We start from the raw sequence: 17,252 nt of genomic DNA, 5'->3' as shown, positions 1-17,252 counted from the left end.
TTTTACGATGTCGCATACTGAAATCGCCGCATTCGTTGCGGAAAAAAACTCGGCGAAACCCGAGCTGGTGCCCATCGCTGCGCAAACCATGCCCGGCGATGGTCTGGAACTTCCCCGTTTTCCTCTGGCATTGAGCGTCGCGACGTTCGTTCTGCGCGCGCACTGGAAACGGGGCTTCCTTTTCTGGATGCGTTTTTTTGCACACCCGATCGTAACCCTGCGATGGTGGCGGTTTCTGTCCCGGTTTTCGGCGACGCAAAAACTGCCTCCGCCGCATGACGAGCTTCTTCAGAAACCGCTGTCGAAATTCCTCGTCGGCAAAATCTCCTATGCCAGGCGGCTGGATTTTCTCATGGAGAATTTCGTCATCGCCAGCGGTTGTTTCTCCGAAGAGGTGATGGCGGCACTGTGGACCGGCAAGACGATCGAGGTCGGTAGCGTCCACGGCCGTGCAGGTGAATATCGCTGCACGCTGGCCCTTGCGGATTTATGTGGTGGCCGCCATGAGGGCGCCTTCGCCGTGCGGCTGATCCGAACCAGCGACGACGTAACCCTGTGGACGACGAAGTTCATCTTCGTGGCGCGGGATGCGGGCGGGAACAGGACAATTGCCGTTGGCGGTATGCAGGGGCCGCGCGCCGCAAAACAGGAGATGGTGGCGGTGACACGCGACCTCGCGGGTCTTCGTCCGAAAGACGCGGTGTTGATGCTGCTGCAAGGCCTCATCCAGGAGGATGCGGGTTCCTATTTCGCAGTCTCCCACGCCAGACACCCGATCAATTACCGGCGCGCCCGGCGGCAAAAAATGCTGCTGTCCGACATAGACGCTTTCTGGCGGGAGCGCTCGGCCGAGCCGGACGATATGTTCGGTTTTCAGGTGCCGGTTTCAAGCCTTGAAGGTGCGGACAAGCGCAGCAAGATGAAACTTGCCTTTTTTGCCATGGCCGACCGGCTTTGCGAGGGCAAAACCGCGGACGTTGCGAAAAGTTAGAGCTTCAGGCTGCGGAATCGACAACACGGCCGAGTTTCTCGAGACCGCATTCGCGGACGATCTCGGCAATGTGGGTGAATTGCGCCGAGAGCGGATTGCTCTTGCGCCATACCATGCCGATGGTGCGCGACGGCCGGGGCTCCGCCAGCCGGAAGACCGAGACGGTGGATTGTCGTGTCTCCATATCGACGGCCATCTGCGGAATGAGCGTGACGCCGATGCCTGCACCAACCATCTGCACGAGCGTCGAGAGCGAACTGCCCTCCATCAGCACGCGCGGCGGCGCGTTCGTCGTGCTGCAGAAAGAAAGCGCCTGATTGCGGAAACAGTGGCCTTCCTCGAGCAGCAGCAGGCGCATTTCGCCCAGTTTGTCGGCGCTCGGCACCGGCATTCCCGCATCTTCCATCGGCCGGACCAGAATGAATTCCTCCGAAAACAGCGGAACCTCTTCCAGCGACGGTTCCGAGACGGGAAGGGCGACGATTGCCATATCCAGCCGGGCTTCCAGCAGGTCTTCGATGAGTTTCTGCGTCACCGCCTCGCGCGGGCGCGCCTCCAGCCCGGGGTAATGACGGGTGAGTGTCTTGATGACCTGTGGTAAAAGATAGGGTGCTACGGTTGGAATGACGCCGATGCGCAGGCGGCCGCTGAGCGGGCCGTGCCGCGCCCGTGCCAAATCCTGCAATTCATCAACGGAGCGCAGGATCAGGCGGGTGCGTTCGGCAAATTCCTCACCAAGTGCGGTCAGCCTGATCCGGCGGCTGCCGCGTTCGACCAGCGGAGCGCCGATCAATTCTTCCAGTTCCCTGATCTGCAGCGAAAGCGCTGGTTGGGAAATGGCGCATGCTTCCGCCGCCCGCCCGAAATGGCCGATCTTGGCCAGGGCGTCGAAATATCGAAGATGTTTCATGGAGAGGCTAATCATAAGCTCAGCATATCGCAGCCTTTAGAATATACAATTGGAAATTATGGAACCCGGCTGTTAGTCATCTTCATGACAGAAAGAGGATGTAGCTGTGAAGGATCATCAGCGTCGCCGCACGGTTCCCATCGGGATTACCTGCTGTGGGCTCCTGGCTCGAACATGCTGCACCTGTCGAATTGATTATTTCGTTTAATTGCTAAACCCATCGGAGGGCGAAATGGACGCAACTTCAAAACCGGCTGGCAAGTGTCCCGTCATGCATGGAGGCAACACGGCCTCCGGTAAATCGGTGACCGAATGGTGGCCGAACGCGCTGAACCTCGACATCCTGCATCAGCACGACACCAAGACCAATCCGCTCGGCACCTCCTTCAACTATCGCGAAGCGCTCAAGACACTTGATGTCGAGGCCCTGAAAGCCGATCTGCGCGCCCTGATGACAGATAGCCAGGACTGGTGGCCGGCCGACTGGGGCAGCTATGTGGGTATGATGGCCCGCGTCACCTGGCATGCGGCCGGTTCCTACCGCGTGACCGACGGTCGTGGCGGCGCCAACACCGGCAACCAGCGTTTTGCACCGCTGAATTCCTGGCCTGATAATGTGAACACCGACAAGGGCCGCCGCCTGCTGTGGCCGATCAAGAAGAAATACGGCAACAAGATTTCCTGGGCCGACCTTATCGCGCTCGCCGGCACGATTGCCTATGACGTCGCCGGTCTGAAGACCTTCGGTTTTGCCTTCGGTCGTGAAGATATCTGGGCTCCGGAAAAGGACACCTATTGGGGTGACGAGAAGGAATGGCTGGCGCCGAGCGACGGCCGTTACGGCGACGTAACAAAGCCCGAGACGCTGGAAAACCCGCTTGCCGCCGTGCAGATGGGTCTGATCTACGTCAACCCGGAAGGCGTCAACGGCAAGTCCGATCCGCTGGCAACAGCGGCGCAGATGCGCGAAACCTTCGCCCGCATGGGTATGGATGACGAGGAAACGGTTGCCCTGACCGCCGGTGGCCACACCATCGGCAAGTCGCACGGCAATGGCAGTGCCGCCAACCTCAGCCCCGATCCGGAGGCCGCAGGTCCCGAATATCAGGGTCTCGGCTGGATCAACACCAAGGGCCGCGGCATCGGCCGCGACACTGTGGTGTCCGGTATTGAAGGCGCATGGACGAGCGAGCCGACCAAGTGGGACAATGGCTTCTTCGAAATGCTGTTCAAGCATGAGTGGACATTGACGCACAGCCCCGCTGGCGCATCGCAATGGGCGCCGATCACCATCGCCGAGGAAGACAAGCCTGTTGACGTCGAGGATGCCTCGATCCGCACCATCCCGATGATGACCGATGCCGACATGGCCCTGAAGGTCGATCCGATCTACCGCGAGATTTCGCTGAAGTTTAAGGATGATCAGGACCATTTCTCCGACGTCTTCGCCCGCGCATGGTTCAAGCTGACGCACCGCGACATGGGACCGAAGGCCCGTTACATCGGCCCTGATGTTCCCGCCGAAGACCTGATCTGGCAGGATCCGATCCCTGCAGGCTCCACGAGCTACGATGTCGCCGCCGTAAAGGCGAAGATCGCCGCTTCCGGTCTGACGGTTGCCGATCTGGTCTCGACCGCATGGGACAGCGCCCGCACCTTCCGTGGTTCGGACAAACGCGGCGGTGCCAATGGTGCACGTATCCGCCTTGCGCCGCAGAAGGACTGGGAAGGCAACGAGCCCGCCCGTCTCGCCAGCGTGCTTTCGGTTCTCGAGCCGATCGCCCGTGAAGCCGGCGCCAGCATTGCGGATGTGATCGTTCTCGCCGGCAATTACGGTGTGGAACAGGCGGCGAAGGCGGCCGGCTTCGACATTGCCGTGCCTTTCGCACCCGGCCGTGGTGACGCCTCTGCCGAGCAGACCGATGCGGACAGCTTTGCACCGCTCGAGCCGCTGGCGGATGGTTTCCGCAACTGGGTGAAGAAGGACTATGTCGTCAGCCCCGAGGAACTCCTGCTAGACCGGGCGCAGCTTCTTGGCCTCACCGCGCCGGAACTGACCGTCCTCATCGGCGGCCTGCGCGTCATCGGCGCCAACTACGGCGGCTCGGCACATGGCGTGTTCACGCAGAAGCCGGGTGCACTGACCACCGACTTCTTCGCGACGCTGACGGACATGGCCTATTCCTGGGTTCCGACCGGCGGCAATCTCTATGAGATCCGCGATCGCAAGTCCGGTGCGACCAAATATACGGCGACCCGCGTGGACCTCGTAATCGGCTCCAACTCCATCCTGCGCGCCTATGCGGAAGTTTATGCGCAGGACGACAGCAGGGAAAAGTTCGTTCGCGACTTCATCGCCGCCTGGACCAAGGTGATGAGCGCCGACCGTTTCGACCTTCTCTGAGGGAACGTGAAACGATCAAATAAAAAGCACCTTCCTGAGTGATCAGGGAGGTGCATTTTTCTATCTGCGGTCAGAGGACGAAACCGGCTTGTCCGGTGACGGTTTTTCGGCCTTTCCCGACGGCGCTTTGCCGCCCTTTTCATTCTCATGCGCATCCGGCCCGGCAACGATCACACCGCGACCCTGTTCTTCGCGCTTCTTGTCGGCGAAATCGCCCGGTTCCTTTTTATGATCCATGACAAACTCCCTTTGTGTTTCCTTTTGTCTGGAGTTCAACGGATGGCGGGGAGCGGAGTTCCAGTCATTGATGCGCATCTTCAGGGCCATGCGGCATAGGAAGGTGGCGGAACGTTTTGCATGCGTGTTGCCGTCCGTCGAAAACGGCCGGGTGATATTCCCTCGTTGCGCGTGAAGAAGCGGTTGAAATAACCGGGATCCTGAAAACCCAATCGGAACGCTATTTCAGCAACTTGCAGGGAAGAGTTAAGAAGAAGGTCGCGCGCCTCGGATAGCAGCTCGCGGTGAATATAGGCCTGCGGCGCAAGCCCCGTCGCCTTGCGGACAGCGGTGCCAAGGCGCTCGCGGCTGACGCCGAGGTAGCGGGCATAATCCTCCACATCCCATTGGTCACGCTTGTGCTGGGCGACCAGCAATACGAAACGTTCGGTGAGGCTGCCCGGCAGGGAAATGGTGGCGGCATCTGCGGTGGCATGTTGGCAGATACGGATCAGCGTCACCGAAAGCAGGCTGGCGATGATTGTGTCCGAGCCGGCTGTCGGCCGCAGATTTTCGTTTGCTATGGTCTCGAGATAACCCGCCAGCTCCAACTGGTCCTTTTCCACAAGCACCTGTGTGAGAATACGCTGCAAGGCGTTGCGTATGCTGATCGCACTCGTTCCGGTCGGCATCGCATGGGCGAGGCCGATTTCGGATGCGGTCAGCAGCGATCCGCGGCTTCCCGCATTCAGCCGCAGCTGGCCGGTCGGGCCAGTCGGCAGCCAGGCGAATGCAGGGGCGGATAGCGTCAGGTTATTCTCGCCGCGAATGACATGTGCTTCACCCGACGCGAGCAGGATGAGATGAGCGCCGTCCGATGCCAGTTTGACTTCGCTCACGCGCAGGGACGAATTCAGCATGCGCGCCGCTGTCCTTTTTCGGACACCGGTAATCGGCTTGTGAAGCGGCATTCATCCTCCAAAAGTACAATAATGCACCATGTTAGTGCATTTTATGTGGGCCTGTCGTTGTTAAACTTTGCCCATGCGGGATGAAAACCTTGAGGAGATTGGTTGCCCGCCAGGAGGATGAACATGCAGACTGTCAATCTTTTCATCGGCGGCGACCATAGCGCGGCCGCAAACGGAAAGCGTTTTGAACGCAACAACCCCATTACCGGCGAGGTGGCGACCAGCGCCGCGGCTGCAACGCCTGAGGATGCAACGCGCGCAGCCGATGCTGCAGCTGCCGCTTTCCCGCAATGGTCCGCAACCACGCCCGGTGAACGCCGCCGTTATCTTCTTGCCGCTGCCGAAGCGCTTCGCGCCGCCGCGCCGGATATTATCAAGGCGATGAAAGAGGAAATCGGCGCTACGGAAGCCTGGGCCGGTTTCAACGTCATGCTTGCCAGCGACATGCTGGTGGAAGCGGCCAGTCTCACGACCCAGATCAAGGGGGAGGTTATCCCCTCCAACCGTCCGGGCACCATGGCCATGGCGTTGCGCCAGCCGGCGGGTGTCGTGCTGTCGATGGCGCCCTGGAATGCGCCGGTCATTCTTGGCGTGCGCTCGATCGCGACGCCGCTTGCCTGCGGCAATACCGTGGTGATGAAGACATCGGAACTCTGCCCACGCACCCACGCCCTGATCATCGAGGCGATCGCGTCCGCCGGCCTGCCGAAAGGCGTGCTGAATGCGGTCTCCAATGCTCCGGAAGATGCGGCAAAGATCGTCGAAACGCTGATCGCTCATCCCGCCGTTAGAAGGGTGAATTTCACCGGTTCGACCCGGGTTGGTCGTGTCATTGCGGAAACGGCGGGTCGTTACCTGAAGCCAGCGCTTCTGGAACTTGGCGGCAAGGCGCCCTTCATCGTGCTTGACGATGCCGATATCGATGCGGCGGTAGCTGCGGCAGCTTTCGGCGCCTATATGAACCAGGGCCAGATCTGCATGTCGACGGAACGGATCATCGTGATCGACAGCGTCGCCGATAGTTTCGTGGAAACCTTCGCCAAAAAGGCGGCGAGCCTGACGGCGGGCGATCCGCGTGAGGGGAAAACCCCGCTTGGTTCGATGGTCAGCGCCGAAGCGGCGACGCGTATCCATGCGCTGGTCGATGATGCGGTTTCCAAGGGTGCTCGCCTTGTGGCGGGTGGCGGCGGCACCGGCACGATTCTGGATGCGATTGCCGTCGATGGCGTGACGCCGGATATGCGGCTTTATTCCGAGGAAAGCTTCGGCCCGGTCGTTTCCATTATTCGCGCGGGCAGCATCGATGAGGCCGTCAGCATCGCGAACGAAACCGAATTCGGCCTTTCAGCCGCCGTTTTCGGCCGGGATCAGGCAAGAGCATTGGCGGTTGCCGGGCGCATCGAGAGCGGCATCTGCCACATCAATGGCCCGACTGTTCACGATGAGGCGCAGATGCCTTTCGGCGGGGTCAAAGCCTCCGGTTATGGCCGTTTCGGCGGCACGGCGGGCATTGCGGAATTCACCGAACTGCGTTGGGTAACGCTGCAGGACGGTCCGCTGCATTACCCGATCTAACTGGAAAAATCACCGGCTGGCTGATCGCGTTACCGTTTCTCGTCGATCAGCCAGCCGGTCAGTTTCCTGACCGCGCTGTCGTTATTTTTCGGCCGCAGCAGCCAATAACCACGGCCCGGTGCCTCAAGGCTCGGGCCTGCGGTTACCAGCACACCCGCCTCGACCAGCGGATCAACCAGGCCGGCCCAGCCGAGCGCGAAACCCTGCTCGCCGATCGTTGCCTGAACCACCATGGTGTAATTGTTGAAACTGATGTCGCCGCTGTCGTTTTCCGCGCCTCGGTGCATGCCGAAGTGCTTGAAATAGGCAGCCCAGTCGAACCAGTGCGTCTGTGAGGTGTTTTCGAGGTGGATGAGTTTCAACCGCGAAAAATCCGCGACGGTCTCGGGCGCCAGCTGCTCCGCTAAAAGCGCCGGTGAGCAGACCGGCGTGACCTTTTCGGAGAGCAGTAGCACCGCGCCATCGCCCGCATCCTGCCGCGTGCCGAAAATGATCATCACGTCGCTGTCGTGTTTGCCCTGTCCGAGCGGGTCCTGCGTGGCGACGATCTGGATGTTGATGTCAGGGTTGAGTGCGCGAAAACCATGCATGCGCGGGATAAGCCAGAGAGAGGAAAAGGCGTAGTCCGTGTGCAGGCGGATCGTCTGCCGTTCCTCCGTGCGGCGAAGCTGCTGCGCCAGAAGGTCGATGGAATCGACATTGCGCGAGACGATCTCGAACAGCTTTTGCCCCTCGGCCGTCAATTCGATGCCGCGATGTTTGCGCCGGACGAGCGGCACACCGAGATCGTCTTCCAGCCGGCGGATCTGGTAGCTGACGGCGGGCTGGGTCAACCGCAGGGAACCGGCCGCCGCCGTCAGGCTGCCGCGACGGGCGACCTCGGTAAAAATGCGCATCCATCCGAGATCGAGCGGCCGCCCTGTCATAAAAATTCCTTATATCAGTCATCGAAAAATACCTGCTTCACAGGCAAAAACAATGTGGTGTTCAATAAACTGAGCTAATAAAAGGGGAGCCGCAATGAAAACCGTTTCTCATCTGCATCGCATCGCCGCCGGTCTGTTTTTGTCCGTGGCAGCTTTCTCCACCCCGCTTCAGGCGGCCGATGGCGCGGCCTGCAAGACCATTCGCCTCAGCGATCCCGGCTGGACCGATATTACCGCCACCAACGGCGTTGCCTCGGTTCTGCTCGACGCACTGGGTTATGAGGCCGACGTCAAGACGCTATCGGTGCCGATCGGCTATCAGGCCATGAAGAATGGCGAGATCGACGTCTTTCTCGGCAACTGGATGCCTGCCCAGAAATCCTTCGTTGATGATCTGAACGCTGCCAAGGCTGCCGAGGTGATGACGAAGAACCTTGAGGGTGCCAAGTTCACGCTGGCCGTGCCTTCCTATATGGCGGAAAAGGGCGTGAAGGATTTTTCCGATCTTGCCAAACATGCCGGTGAGTTTGAGAGCAAGATTTACGGTATTGAGCCGGGTGCGCCAGCCAATCAGAACATCCAGAAGATCATCGACGCCGATGATTTCGGCCTGAAGGGCTGGCAGCTCGTCGAATCCGGTGAACAGGCGATGCTGGCGCAGGTGGAACGGGCAGGCAGGGACAAAAAGGCGGTGGTCTTCCTTGCCTGGGCACCGCATCCGATGAATGAGAAGATCGATATCGCTTATCTCTCGGGTGGCGACGCCTATTTCGGCCCGAATTTCGGTGGAGCTGAGGTCCACACGCTCGCACGCACCGGCTGGCCGCAGCAATGCCCGAATGCGGCAATGCTGTTCAAGAACCTCAAATTCGATATCAGCATGGAAAACTCCCTGATGGGCTCCATTCTCGGCGGCGAAGATTCCAAGGCGGCGGCAACGGCGTGGCTGAAAGCCAATCCGAAGGTGCTGGATGGCTGGCTGCAAGGCGTTACCACGCTGGATGGCAAGCCGGGTGATGCCGCCGTCAAAGGCAAGCTTGGCCTCTAAATCGGAAAGTGGAAATGCCGCGTCCCAATATTCTGATCCTGATGGCCGACCAGTTCAACGGGACATTCTTTCCCGATGGTCCGGCCGATTTTCTCCACGCGCCACATCTGAAAGCGTTGGCGGAGCGGTCCGTCCGTTTCGCCAATACCTATACGGCCAGCCCGCTTTGCGCACCGGCCCGGGCTTCCTTCATGTCCGGGCAATTGCCGAGCCGGACGCGGGTTTACGACAATGCCGCCGAATTCGCCTCCGATATTCCGACCTATGCGCATCATCTGCGGGCGGCGGGTTATTACACCGGTCTTTCGGGAAAGATGCATTTCGTCGGGCCGGACCAACTGCATGGTTTCGAGGAGCGTCTGACCACGGATATCTATCCGGCGGATTTCGGCTGGACGCCTGATTATACCAAGCCGGGCGAGCGGATCGACTGGTGGTACCACAATCTCGGTTCGGTGACCGGCGCGGGCGTTGCCGAAATCACCAACCAGATGGAATATGACGACGAGGTTGCCTATCACGCCACCCGCAAGCTCTACGATCTGTCGCGTCGTCTCGATGACCGCCCCTGGTGCCTGACCGTCAGCTTTACGCATCCGCACGACCCCTATGTGGCGCGGCGGAAATTCTGGGATCTCTACGAAGACTGCCCGGCACTCGACCCGCAGGTGCAAGCGCTTCCCTTCGAGGAGCAGGACCCGCATTCGAAACGATTGCTTGAAGCCTGCGACCATCAGGCCTTCGATATTTCGCCCGAGGAGATACGCCGGGCGCGGCGCGGTTATTTCGCCAATATCTCCTATATCGATGAGAAGGTCGGTGAAATTCTCGAGGTGCTGAAGGCGACGCGGATGGAGGAGGACACGATCATCCTCTTCCTCTCCGACCATGGCGATATGCTGGGTGAGCGTGGGCTGTGGTTCAAGATGTGCTTTTTTGAGGGTTCGGCCCGTGTCCCCCTGATGATCGCAGCACCCGGCTGGCAACCGGCGCTCATCGACGCGCCGGTTTCAACGCTGGATGTCACGCCGACGCTCTGCGGTCTGGCTGGCCTCGATATCACCTCGCTCAAACGCTGGACAGATGGCGAAGACCTGTCGGCTTTGGCTGGGGGAACCGGCGAACGCGGCCCGGTGCCGATGGAATATGCCGCCGAAGGTTCGATTACGCCGCTCGTCGCCATCAGGGACGGCCGCTACAAGCTCTCGGTCTGCGAGGCCGATCCGCCGCTACTCTACGACCTTGAGGCTGATCCTGAGGAGCGCACGAATCTTGCCGGCAATCCTGAGTTCGCCGACGTGCTGTCATCGCTTTCCGACGAGATCGGCCGGCGCTGGCAACTGCCCGTTTTCGACGCATCGGTGCGGGAAAGCCAGGCGCGGCGCTGGGTGGTCTACAAGGCGTTGCGCAACGGCGCCTATTATCCGTGGGATTATCAGCCGTTGCAGAAAGCCTCGGAGCGCTACATGCGCAACCACATGGACCTCAACGTGCTGGAAGAGAACCAGCGTTATCCGCGCGGCGAGTAACGCTGGCAGGGATTATGCGGCGGCGTTAGCTCTCGGCGCGCCGCCTGTGGCCTGCACGGCAAGGCTACCCGCCGCGACACCGGCCTCCAGGCATTGTCTTTCGCCCTCTCGCCGAAGCCAGGCATCGATGAAACCGGCATTGAACGCGTCACCCGCGCCCGTCGTATCTACAACAGGAACTTTTTTTGCTGCGGCATGGTGTAGGCCCGCCTGCGATGACACCCATGCGCCCTGTGCGCCGCCCTTCAGAGCCACAACGGGGAACGCCCCGGACAAAGCTTTGATAGCCGTTTCAGGGTCCGAGTGACCGGTGATCGCCTCGGCTTCTTCGAGGTTCGGCAAAAACACATCGACGCCCGTGCAGGCCTTGAGCAGACCCTTGTCATAAATCAGCGAGGCATCCCAGCTCGGGTCGAGCGAGACGGACAGTCCGCTGTCCTTCGCACGCGAAACGAGATCGGGGATTTCGTGCAGCGTGGCGAATTCGGCGATGTGCAGATGGCAGGCCTTGGTCCACGCAAAGGCGGCATCGAGGGTCGATGGCCGGGCGGTGCCGGCGCGGCGCGTCAGGAAAGCTCTGTCATGGCCGACCACAGTCGCGACGGTAACCTGAGGCCCTGCATCCGCCGAATGCTCCAGAAACTGCAGGTCGATACCGCTTTGCTGCATCTTTTCACCGATGGCGCGTGAGAAGGTGTCGGTGCCGAGCCTTGCCAGCAGCGTCGCCGTGCGGCCGATGTGGGCGAAATGCGCAGCCGCAATGAAAGCCCCGCCGCCGGCGGCGATTTCCATATCGCTGGCAAACAGTTCCCGGCCGAGCACCGGCAATTCGTCAAGCCCGGTGAAAATGAGGTCGCAATAGATGCGGCCAACACTGATGACTGCTGATTTTTCCGTGGCTGTCGTCATCATGCGCGGCCCAGAAGCTTTTCCGTCTTGGCATCGAAAAGATAGAGCGCGCCTGCTTCTGCCCGGCATTGCAACTGGCTACCGACGCTAGGAATGGATTTGCCCCTTGCCGTCGCGATCACCGAGGTCGTGGCCGTGTCCAGATGAACCAACGTTTCCGGACCGAGCGGCTCGACGGCGGTTACCGTTCCCTCAAGCGAGAAGGCGCTCTGGGTAGCTTCTCCCTCTCCAACAAGCAGATCATGGGGGCGGACACCGATCAGCAGGTCGCCCGTTGGTGATTGCGCGACGCTGTTTGTCGTTCTTGTGCCCCGCAGCAGGTTCATCGACGGGCTGCCGATGAAACGAGCCGTGAAGACATCCACCGGCGTCTCGTAAAGCTCCGATGGCGTGCCGACCTGAAGGATATGGCCGTCCTTCATCACGACGATACGGTCGGCCATGGTCATGGCTTCCACCTGATCGTGGGTAACGTAGACGGTGGTCGTCTTAAGACGTTGGTGCAAGCGCTTGATTTCAATGCGCATCTGCGACCGCAACTGGGCGTCGAGATTGGACAGCGGTTCATCAAAAAGGAAAGCTGAGGGATCGCGCACCATGGCGCGGCCGATGGCGACGCGCTGCCTCTGGCCGCCCGACAGGGCTGCGGGTCGGCGGTCGAGCAACGCCTCAAGCCCGAGCACCCGCCCGGCCTCTTCGATGCGCCGGTTCTTTTCCGCCTTGTCGAGCTTTGCGGTATAGAGCCCGAAGCCGATATTCTGGCGAACCGTCATGTGCGGGTAGATCGCATAGTTCTGGAAAACCATGGCGATGTTGCGCTGTTTCGGTTCTTTCTCGTTGACGACGTTCCCGGCGATTTTCAGCGTTCCGCCAGAAATCTCCTCAAGACCGGCGATCATTCTGAGTGTCGTGGATTTGCCGCAGCCGGAAGGGCCGACGAAAACGACGAATTCGCCGTCTTCAATGGCAAGGTCGATGCCTTTGACCGCCTCCACCTTGCCGTAGCGCTTTACGAGTTGATTGAGTTCGATTGTCGCCATTATCGCGCTCCCGTCAGGGCGGTAAATTTCTCTGCAAGCTCAGCGGCTTTCGCCGCTTCGTAGTCAGCGGATTTTTGTGCTTCGGCCTCAAAGGCACCAAGCTTGTCGCGATAGGCCGCAATCGCCTCCCGCATCGGTTCGGGGGCAGGGCCGCCGAACCGCGCGCGCACCGCGACGAAGTGTTCGGGCGAGACGATCTGCCTGAACTTTTCCTCATCGACACTGGTCTCGCGTCCTGCCAGTTCCTCGAACGCCTTGCGGAAGGGCTGGTAACCGTCGTTTGGCAGGTCGCCCTTCAGCGCGACAACGCTTTTGGCGACGGTCGCGGCAATTTCATGGGCCTGCCGGAATGACAGGTCTTCGATGCGTACGAGGGAATCCGCCAGTTCCGTGATGGTGATGCAGGAACGGCGAATATTCTGGTCGACCCTTTCCGGATCAATACTGATCTTGCCGACGAGGCTGGCAAGGAGATCGAGCACCCGGCCGGCAGAGGCGAAGGCTTCGTAACCCATGCCCTGGGTTTCGCCCTCGCTGTCATTCATATCGGTGAAGGGGGTGTTGTGCATCACGTCGAGCATGGTCCGCGCCCGCCCGAATGTCTGGCTGGCAAGGTGGCGCAGATGTTCGATCGGAACCGGATTTCGTTTCTGCGGCATGATCGACGAGATTTGCACCAGCGAATTCGGCACATAGATCTGCCCGACTTCGAAACTCGTCCAGAACTGGAAGTCCTGAATGAGCCTGCCAAGATGCAGGAACATCAATTCGATGGCGCCATAGGTCGCCGTCGTATAGTCGACGGCGGCGATGCAGGAATAGGAATTGCGCAACGGTGCCGCAAAGCCGAGAAGTTCGGCGACGCGCGCCCGATCAATCGGGAAGCCCGAGGTGGTGATGGCGGCAGCACCCATCGGCGACAGATCGACGATACGCCGCGCTTCTGCGAAGCGGTCGATATCCCGGATCAGCACTTCGATGGCGGCGGAAAGATAGTGGCCGAAGGTGGTGGGCTGGGCCGGTTGCCCGTGCGTATAGGCGACGATCAACGTCTTTTCGTTGCGCTCGGCAGCGTTGATCAGGGCGGCCAGCAGAAGCCGCGCCTTGGCAGTGAGCGTGTCGATCTTGTCTTTCAGGCCGATTTTGAAAAGCGTGTGATCTATGTCGTTGCGCGAGCGTGCCGTGTGCAGGCGGCCTGCCACATCGACACCGATGCGGGCTTTCAGCTCCTTTTCGATCAGGAAGAAGAAATCCTCGACCTCGCCGGTATAGACCAGTTCCGACGGGTTGATGGTCCTGTCGATGTCATCAAGCGCTTCGGCGATTTTCGCCGCCGTGTCCGCATCGAGAATGCCGGTCTCGCGCAGCATGACCAGATGGGCGCGGTCGATGCGGCGGAAACCGTCGACATGGTCGTTCTTGGCGCCATCGAAAAGCGGACGCAGCACGGTTTCCTTGTAGACAGGATCGGGGAACTTGCTGGTATCCGACAGGCGCGGGTTCATATCGGCCATGGTGTTATCCTTTCAGACCCGCCAGCATCACACCGCGAACGATGTAGCGTTGCAGGACGATGAAGACGATAAGGGTTGGGATGGTCGCAATGGCAGCGCCCGTCATGATCATTTCCCACTGGATCTGCTGTTCCACCGCAAAGCTCGATAGGCCGACCGGCAGGGTGTAGAGTTCCTTGCTGGTGGTGACGATCAGCGGCCAGAAGAATGCGGTCCAGTTGCCGAGGAAGGTGAAGATTGCCAGTGCGGAGAGCGCGGGCGTCACCAGCGGCAGGGCTACCTTCCACCAGATCTGGAATTCGTTCAGCCCGTCGACGCGCGCCGCCTCGATGAAGTCGTTCGGAACCGTCTCGAAGAACTGCTTCATCAGGAAGGTGCCGAAGGCCGTCATCATTCCCGGGAACATGATGCCCCAGTAGCTGTCGAGCCAGCCAAGCTGGCTGGACATCAGATACCACGGGATAACGAGCATTTCGGTCGGGATCATGAGAGTTGAAAGGATCGCGAGGAAGATGAAGTAGCGACCGCGGAACTCGAATTTCGCGAGCGTATAACCAACCAGACTGTCGAAGAAGCAGTTGGAAACGGTGACGATGACGGCGACGAAGATCGAGTTGAAGAACCAGCGCAGAAAACGGCCGTCGGCCATGACAGTCATGTAGTTTGCAAGCGTCGGTGCTGCGGGAATGAGCCGGAGGTCATAGACCTGATCCGCCGTCTTGAACGAGGTCGAAAACATGAAGAGCAGCGGCGAGACCATGATCAGGCCGCCGATGAACAAAAGCGTCCAGGCGAGGATGCGGCCGGGGCGGATGCGGGCGTGGGAGAGTGGCAGCGCTTCGCTCATTTCTTTTCCCTCAGGACCCAGAGCTGGACCAGCGATACGACAAGAAGAATGGTGAACAGGACGACCGTCTGCGCGGCGGCATAACCCATCGCATAGGAATTGAACGCGGTCTGGTAGATCATCAGCACCAGCGGTTTGGTCGAGCCGAGCGGTCCGCCGGGATCGTTGGTGGTCATGTTGTAGACCTGATCGAAAATCCGCAGGAAGCCGATCGAGGAGAAGACCACAAGGAACACGGTGGTTGGTTTCAGGAGTGGCAGCGTGATCTTTCGAAGGATCGCCCACTCGCCCAGACCATCGATGCGCGCGGCCTCATAAAACGTCGTCGGAATGGAGCGCAGGCCTGCCATGAAGATGATGATCTGGAAACCGAGACCGGCCCAGATGGCTGTCACCATGACCGAATAAAGCGCCTGATCGGTGGAGCGGATGAACGGCTGCTGCGGAATTCCGATCATGGCAAGCACATCGTTGATGATGCCGATCGGCGGCGGCTGGTAGAACCAGCGCCAGACCCAGGCCATGGCCGCTGCCGTCGTCAGATAGGGCAGGAAATACAGCGCGCGGATGAAACCGTGCAGGATTCGCACCCGATCAAGATAAAAGGCGATGACGAACGCCAGAACGAGGCTGATGGGCGTGCCGATGATGAGATAGGTGAAGGTGTTCTTGAAGACCTTCCAGAATTGCGGGTCCTTGAACAGCTTGACGTAATTGGCGACGCCGATGAATTTTGCCGGCCGCAGCAGGTCCCAGTTGGTGAAGGACAGCCAGAAGGCCTGTAGCGTCGGGTAAAAACGGATGATGCTGTAAAACAGGATCGGGATAGCCAGAAAGCTCCAGATCCACACAAGCCGTTTTGTACGCATGGAAAAGCGATCCCCGAAGGAGCCGCCGGGGCGGCCGGATGCCGCCCCCTGTTGATCGATCGCTGTCATGATTGGACCTGCGGTTTAAGGTTTGGCCGCGTCGATGATTTCCTGCTCGGCACTTGCGGCCTGCTTGATGGAGTCCTCGACGGATTGGCCTTCGAGCAAGATCCGGTTGGTCATGTCGATGGCGTTCTGCCGCTGGGCAGCCTCGTCCATGAACCGCGTCGTATGCGCATATTCGAGGCCCTTCAGGAACGGTGCGTAGACTGGGTCTTTCAGGTTCTCTTCGGTCAGTGCAGCCGCGCGCCGTGCCGGTAGCTCGCCCACTGTCTTCAGCCAGATCGCCATGGCTTCCGGCGAAGAGATATAGGCGAGGAATTTCTTCGACGCTTCAAGCGCTTCGCCGCTCGTCTTGGCGCTGATGCCATTGGCGAAATAGCTGGCATAGTTGGAGCGGATATTCTTGTCATTAGTGGGAAGCTCGGTCACGCCCCACTCGAAGTCCTTGATGGTTCTGAAAGATCCAAGCCTGAACGTGCCGTCGATGGTCATGCCTGCCTTGCCCGCACGGAAGGCGGCCTGGCCTTCATCCATGAAGCCCACCTGACCGATCTTCTTTTCAAGCTGCAGGCTGGTGTAGAACTTCAGTGCTTGGACGCCCGCCTCGCTGTTATAGGTGACTTTCTGGTCGTTGTCGGTGTAGGGCTCGCCGCCATATTGACGGATCAGAACCTCGCGCCACCACTGGTGGTCCTGGCCGCCCATATCGAGCGTGGAGCCGGCAACGGTGAGGTTTCCGGCGGCATCGTGCTTGGCGATCTTTTCAGCCGCGGCGACAAATTCGTCCAGCGTCTTCGGCGGATTGGCGGCATCAAGGCCTGCTTCCGTGAAGAGCTTCTTGTTGTAGAAAAGTGCGAGCGAGCGAACCGCCGTCGGCAGGCCGTAATAGTCGTCGCCGCGCTTCATGGCGCTGACGATCGGGAAGAATTCGCTTTCGATCTTGTCATGCGGGAAAGCGTCGGTCGGCAGGGGCTGCAAGATGCCGCCGGCTGCAAATTTGTCCAGCCAGCCGTAAAACAGCTGCATGACGTCAGGGCCCTTGCCGGACATGTTGGCGGCAATGACGCGCGTCTGGTAGTCGGCGTAAGGGAAGGTCACCTGTTTGACGGTGATGTCAGGATTGGCCTTCTGGAACTCCGCAATAAGCTCGTCCATCGCTTTTACGCGTGTATCGAAGACATATTGCCAATATTGGATTTCAACCGCCTGCGCGGCGTTGAATGCAAATGTGCTGAAACCGGCGACCAAGCCGGCGAACAAAGTTGCCCTGCGCATGTAAGCCTCCATTTTCTCCGTCCGGTCTTCCGGATGCGGAGTGATCGTTCCCTTTATCCGCGCTTTCGCGCGCTCTCATTGATTTGCCGGCAGCGGGATTTCTTTAAGTTCCGCCCCATGCAAGCCAGACCCCCGGTCGCTCTCTACGGTTCTCTGAAGCCGGGC

The 17,252-nt window shown here is 59.9% G+C and carries 15 protein-coding genes; 5 read left to right on the top strand and 10 right to left on the bottom strand.

The annotated features are described in order from the left end of the window. Window positions 1-7: 7 nt before the first annotated feature. The gene (locus RBH10_RS00485) at window positions 8-991 is read left to right on the top strand and encodes a DUF535 family protein (protein WP_281039206.1); all 984 of its coding nucleotides are present in this window, start codon (window positions 8-10) and stop codon (window positions 989-991) included. A 4-nt stretch (window positions 992-995) separates the two neighbouring features. On the opposite strand, the gene RBH10_RS00480 is transcribed toward RBH10_RS00485, so the two are convergent. Next, window positions 996-1,916, bottom strand: coding sequence for a hydrogen peroxide-inducible genes activator (locus tag RBH10_RS00480; protein ID WP_281039205.1), 921 nt, complete (start codon window positions 1,914-1,916; stop codon window positions 996-998). Window positions 1,917-2,133: 217 nt separating this feature from the next. Here RBH10_RS00480 and katG point away from each other — a divergent pair, with 217 nt between their 5' ends. Then, window positions 2,134-4,305, top strand: coding sequence for a catalase/peroxidase HPI (katG, locus tag RBH10_RS00475; RefSeq protein WP_281039204.1), 2,172 nt, complete (start codon window positions 2,134-2,136; stop codon window positions 4,303-4,305). 60 nt (window positions 4,306-4,365) lie between these two features. Here katG and RBH10_RS00470 read toward each other — a convergent pair whose 3' ends face one another. Then, window positions 4,366-4,542 (bottom strand): hypothetical protein, encoded by a 177-nt coding sequence (locus RBH10_RS00470; protein ID WP_281039203.1) that lies wholly within the window; start codon window positions 4,540-4,542, stop codon window positions 4,366-4,368. Between the two features lie 80 nt (window positions 4,543-4,622). Next, complete coding sequence (locus tag RBH10_RS00465) at window positions 4,623-5,492, bottom strand: helix-turn-helix transcriptional regulator (protein WP_306180355.1); 870 nt, start codon at window positions 5,490-5,492, stop codon at window positions 4,623-4,625. Between the two features lie 123 nt (window positions 5,493-5,615). Here RBH10_RS00465 and RBH10_RS00460 point away from each other — a divergent pair, with 123 nt between their 5' ends. Beyond that, window positions 5,616-7,067 carry an aldehyde dehydrogenase gene (locus RBH10_RS00460; RefSeq protein WP_281039201.1) on the top strand — a complete coding sequence of 484 codons (1,452 nt, stop codon included), beginning with the start codon at window positions 5,616-5,618 and terminating at the stop codon, window positions 7,065-7,067. Between the two features lie 29 nt (window positions 7,068-7,096). On the opposite strand, the gene RBH10_RS00455 is transcribed toward RBH10_RS00460, so the two are convergent. Beyond that, window positions 7,097-7,993 (bottom strand): LysR family transcriptional regulator, encoded by an 897-nt coding sequence (locus tag RBH10_RS00455; RefSeq protein ID WP_281039200.1) that lies wholly within the window; start codon window positions 7,991-7,993, stop codon window positions 7,097-7,099. A 94-nt stretch (window positions 7,994-8,087) separates the two neighbouring features. On the opposite strand from RBH10_RS00455, the gene choX reads away from it, so the two are divergent. Further along, on the top strand, window positions 8,088-9,041 hold the full coding sequence (gene choX, locus RBH10_RS00450) for a choline ABC transporter substrate-binding protein (protein WP_281039199.1): 954 nt from the start codon (window positions 8,088-8,090) through the stop codon (window positions 9,039-9,041). A 14-nt stretch (window positions 9,042-9,055) separates the two neighbouring features. Further along, a complete protein-coding gene (gene betC, locus RBH10_RS00445) occupies window positions 9,056-10,570 on the top strand; it encodes a choline-sulfatase (protein WP_281039198.1) in 1,515 nt (504 codons plus the stop codon). Between the two features lie 12 nt (window positions 10,571-10,582). Here the strand turns inward: betC and RBH10_RS00440 are convergent, their stop codons facing one another. From RBH10_RS00440 to RBH10_RS00415, 6 genes are read right to left on the bottom strand one after another with little or no spacing between them, the layout of a single operon-like run. Further along, the gene (locus RBH10_RS00440) at window positions 10,583-11,482 is read right to left on the bottom strand and encodes a carbohydrate kinase family protein (protein ID WP_281039197.1); all 900 of its coding nucleotides are present in this window, start codon (window positions 11,480-11,482) and stop codon (window positions 10,583-10,585) included. Beyond that, the gene (locus tag RBH10_RS00435; protein ID WP_281039196.1) at window positions 11,479-12,519 is read right to left on the bottom strand and encodes an ABC transporter ATP-binding protein; all 1,041 of its coding nucleotides are present in this window, start codon (window positions 12,517-12,519) and stop codon (window positions 11,479-11,481) included. Before RBH10_RS00435 ends, RBH10_RS00440 begins: the two co-directional genes overlap by 4 nt. Then, on the bottom strand, window positions 12,519-14,033 hold the full coding sequence (argH, locus tag RBH10_RS00430; protein WP_281039195.1) for an argininosuccinate lyase: 1,515 nt from the start codon (window positions 14,031-14,033) through the stop codon (window positions 12,519-12,521). The genes RBH10_RS00435 and argH overlap by 1 nt, the downstream gene beginning before the upstream one ends. Window positions 14,034-14,037: 4 nt before the next feature. Continuing rightward, a complete protein-coding gene (locus RBH10_RS00425; protein WP_281039194.1) occupies window positions 14,038-14,880 on the bottom strand; it encodes a carbohydrate ABC transporter permease in 843 nt (280 codons plus the stop codon). Further along, window positions 14,877-15,818 carry a carbohydrate ABC transporter permease gene (locus RBH10_RS00420; RefSeq protein WP_281039193.1) on the bottom strand — a complete coding sequence of 314 codons (942 nt, stop codon included), beginning with the start codon at window positions 15,816-15,818 and terminating at the stop codon, window positions 14,877-14,879. Before RBH10_RS00420 ends, RBH10_RS00425 begins: the two co-directional genes overlap by 4 nt. Before the next feature lie 15 nt (window positions 15,819-15,833). Continuing rightward, a complete protein-coding gene (locus RBH10_RS00415) occupies window positions 15,834-17,099 on the bottom strand; it encodes an extracellular solute-binding protein (RefSeq protein WP_281039192.1) in 1,266 nt (421 codons plus the stop codon). Window positions 17,100-17,252 lie beyond the last annotated feature (153 nt).

The sequence above is a fragment of the Rhizobium sp. AN73 genome, assembly GCF_030757975.1.
Taxonomy (GTDB): domain Bacteria; phylum Pseudomonadota; class Alphaproteobacteria; order Rhizobiales; family Rhizobiaceae; genus Agrobacterium; species Agrobacterium arsenijevicii.
Note: the sequence above shows the minus strand (reverse complement) of the source record. Positions and strands in the feature narration are given on the sequence as shown.

Coding starts and splice junctions, on each gene's coding strand:
- RBH10_RS00485 (WP_281039206.1), top strand. CDS start 8: ATGTCGCATACTGAAATCGCCGCATTCGTTGCGGAAAAAAACTCGGCG.
- RBH10_RS00480 (WP_281039205.1), bottom strand. CDS start 1,916: ATGATTAGCCTCTCCATGAAACATCTTCGATATTTCGACGCCCTGGCC.
- katG (WP_281039204.1), top strand. CDS start 2,134: ATGGACGCAACTTCAAAACCGGCTGGCAAGTGTCCCGTCATGCATGGA.
- RBH10_RS00470 (WP_281039203.1), bottom strand. CDS start 4,542: ATGGATCATAAAAAGGAACCGGGCGATTTCGCCGACAAGAAGCGCGAA.
- RBH10_RS00465 (WP_306180355.1), bottom strand. CDS start 5,492: ATGCCGCTTCACAAGCCGATTACCGGTGTCCGAAAAAGGACAGCGGCG.
- RBH10_RS00460 (WP_281039201.1), top strand. CDS start 5,616: ATGCAGACTGTCAATCTTTTCATCGGCGGCGACCATAGCGCGGCCGCA.
- RBH10_RS00455 (WP_281039200.1), bottom strand. CDS start 7,993: ATGACAGGGCGGCCGCTCGATCTCGGATGGATGCGCATTTTTACCGAG.
- choX (WP_281039199.1), top strand. CDS start 8,088: ATGAAAACCGTTTCTCATCTGCATCGCATCGCCGCCGGTCTGTTTTTG.
- betC (WP_281039198.1), top strand. CDS start 9,056: ATGCCGCGTCCCAATATTCTGATCCTGATGGCCGACCAGTTCAACGGG.
- RBH10_RS00440 (WP_281039197.1), bottom strand. CDS start 11,482: ATGATGACGACAGCCACGGAAAAATCAGCAGTCATCAGTGTTGGCCGC.
- RBH10_RS00435 (WP_281039196.1), bottom strand. CDS start 12,519: ATGGCGACAATCGAACTCAATCAACTCGTAAAGCGCTACGGCAAGGTG.
- argH (WP_281039195.1), bottom strand. CDS start 14,033: ATGGCCGATATGAACCCGCGCCTGTCGGATACCAGCAAGTTCCCCGAT.
- RBH10_RS00425 (WP_281039194.1), bottom strand. CDS start 14,880: ATGAGCGAAGCGCTGCCACTCTCCCACGCCCGCATCCGCCCCGGCCGC.
- RBH10_RS00420 (WP_281039193.1), bottom strand. CDS start 15,818: ATGACAGCGATCGATCAACAGGGGGCGGCATCCGGCCGCCCCGGCGGC.
- RBH10_RS00415 (WP_281039192.1), bottom strand. CDS start 17,099: ATGGAGGCTTACATGCGCAGGGCAACTTTGTTCGCCGGCTTGGTCGCC.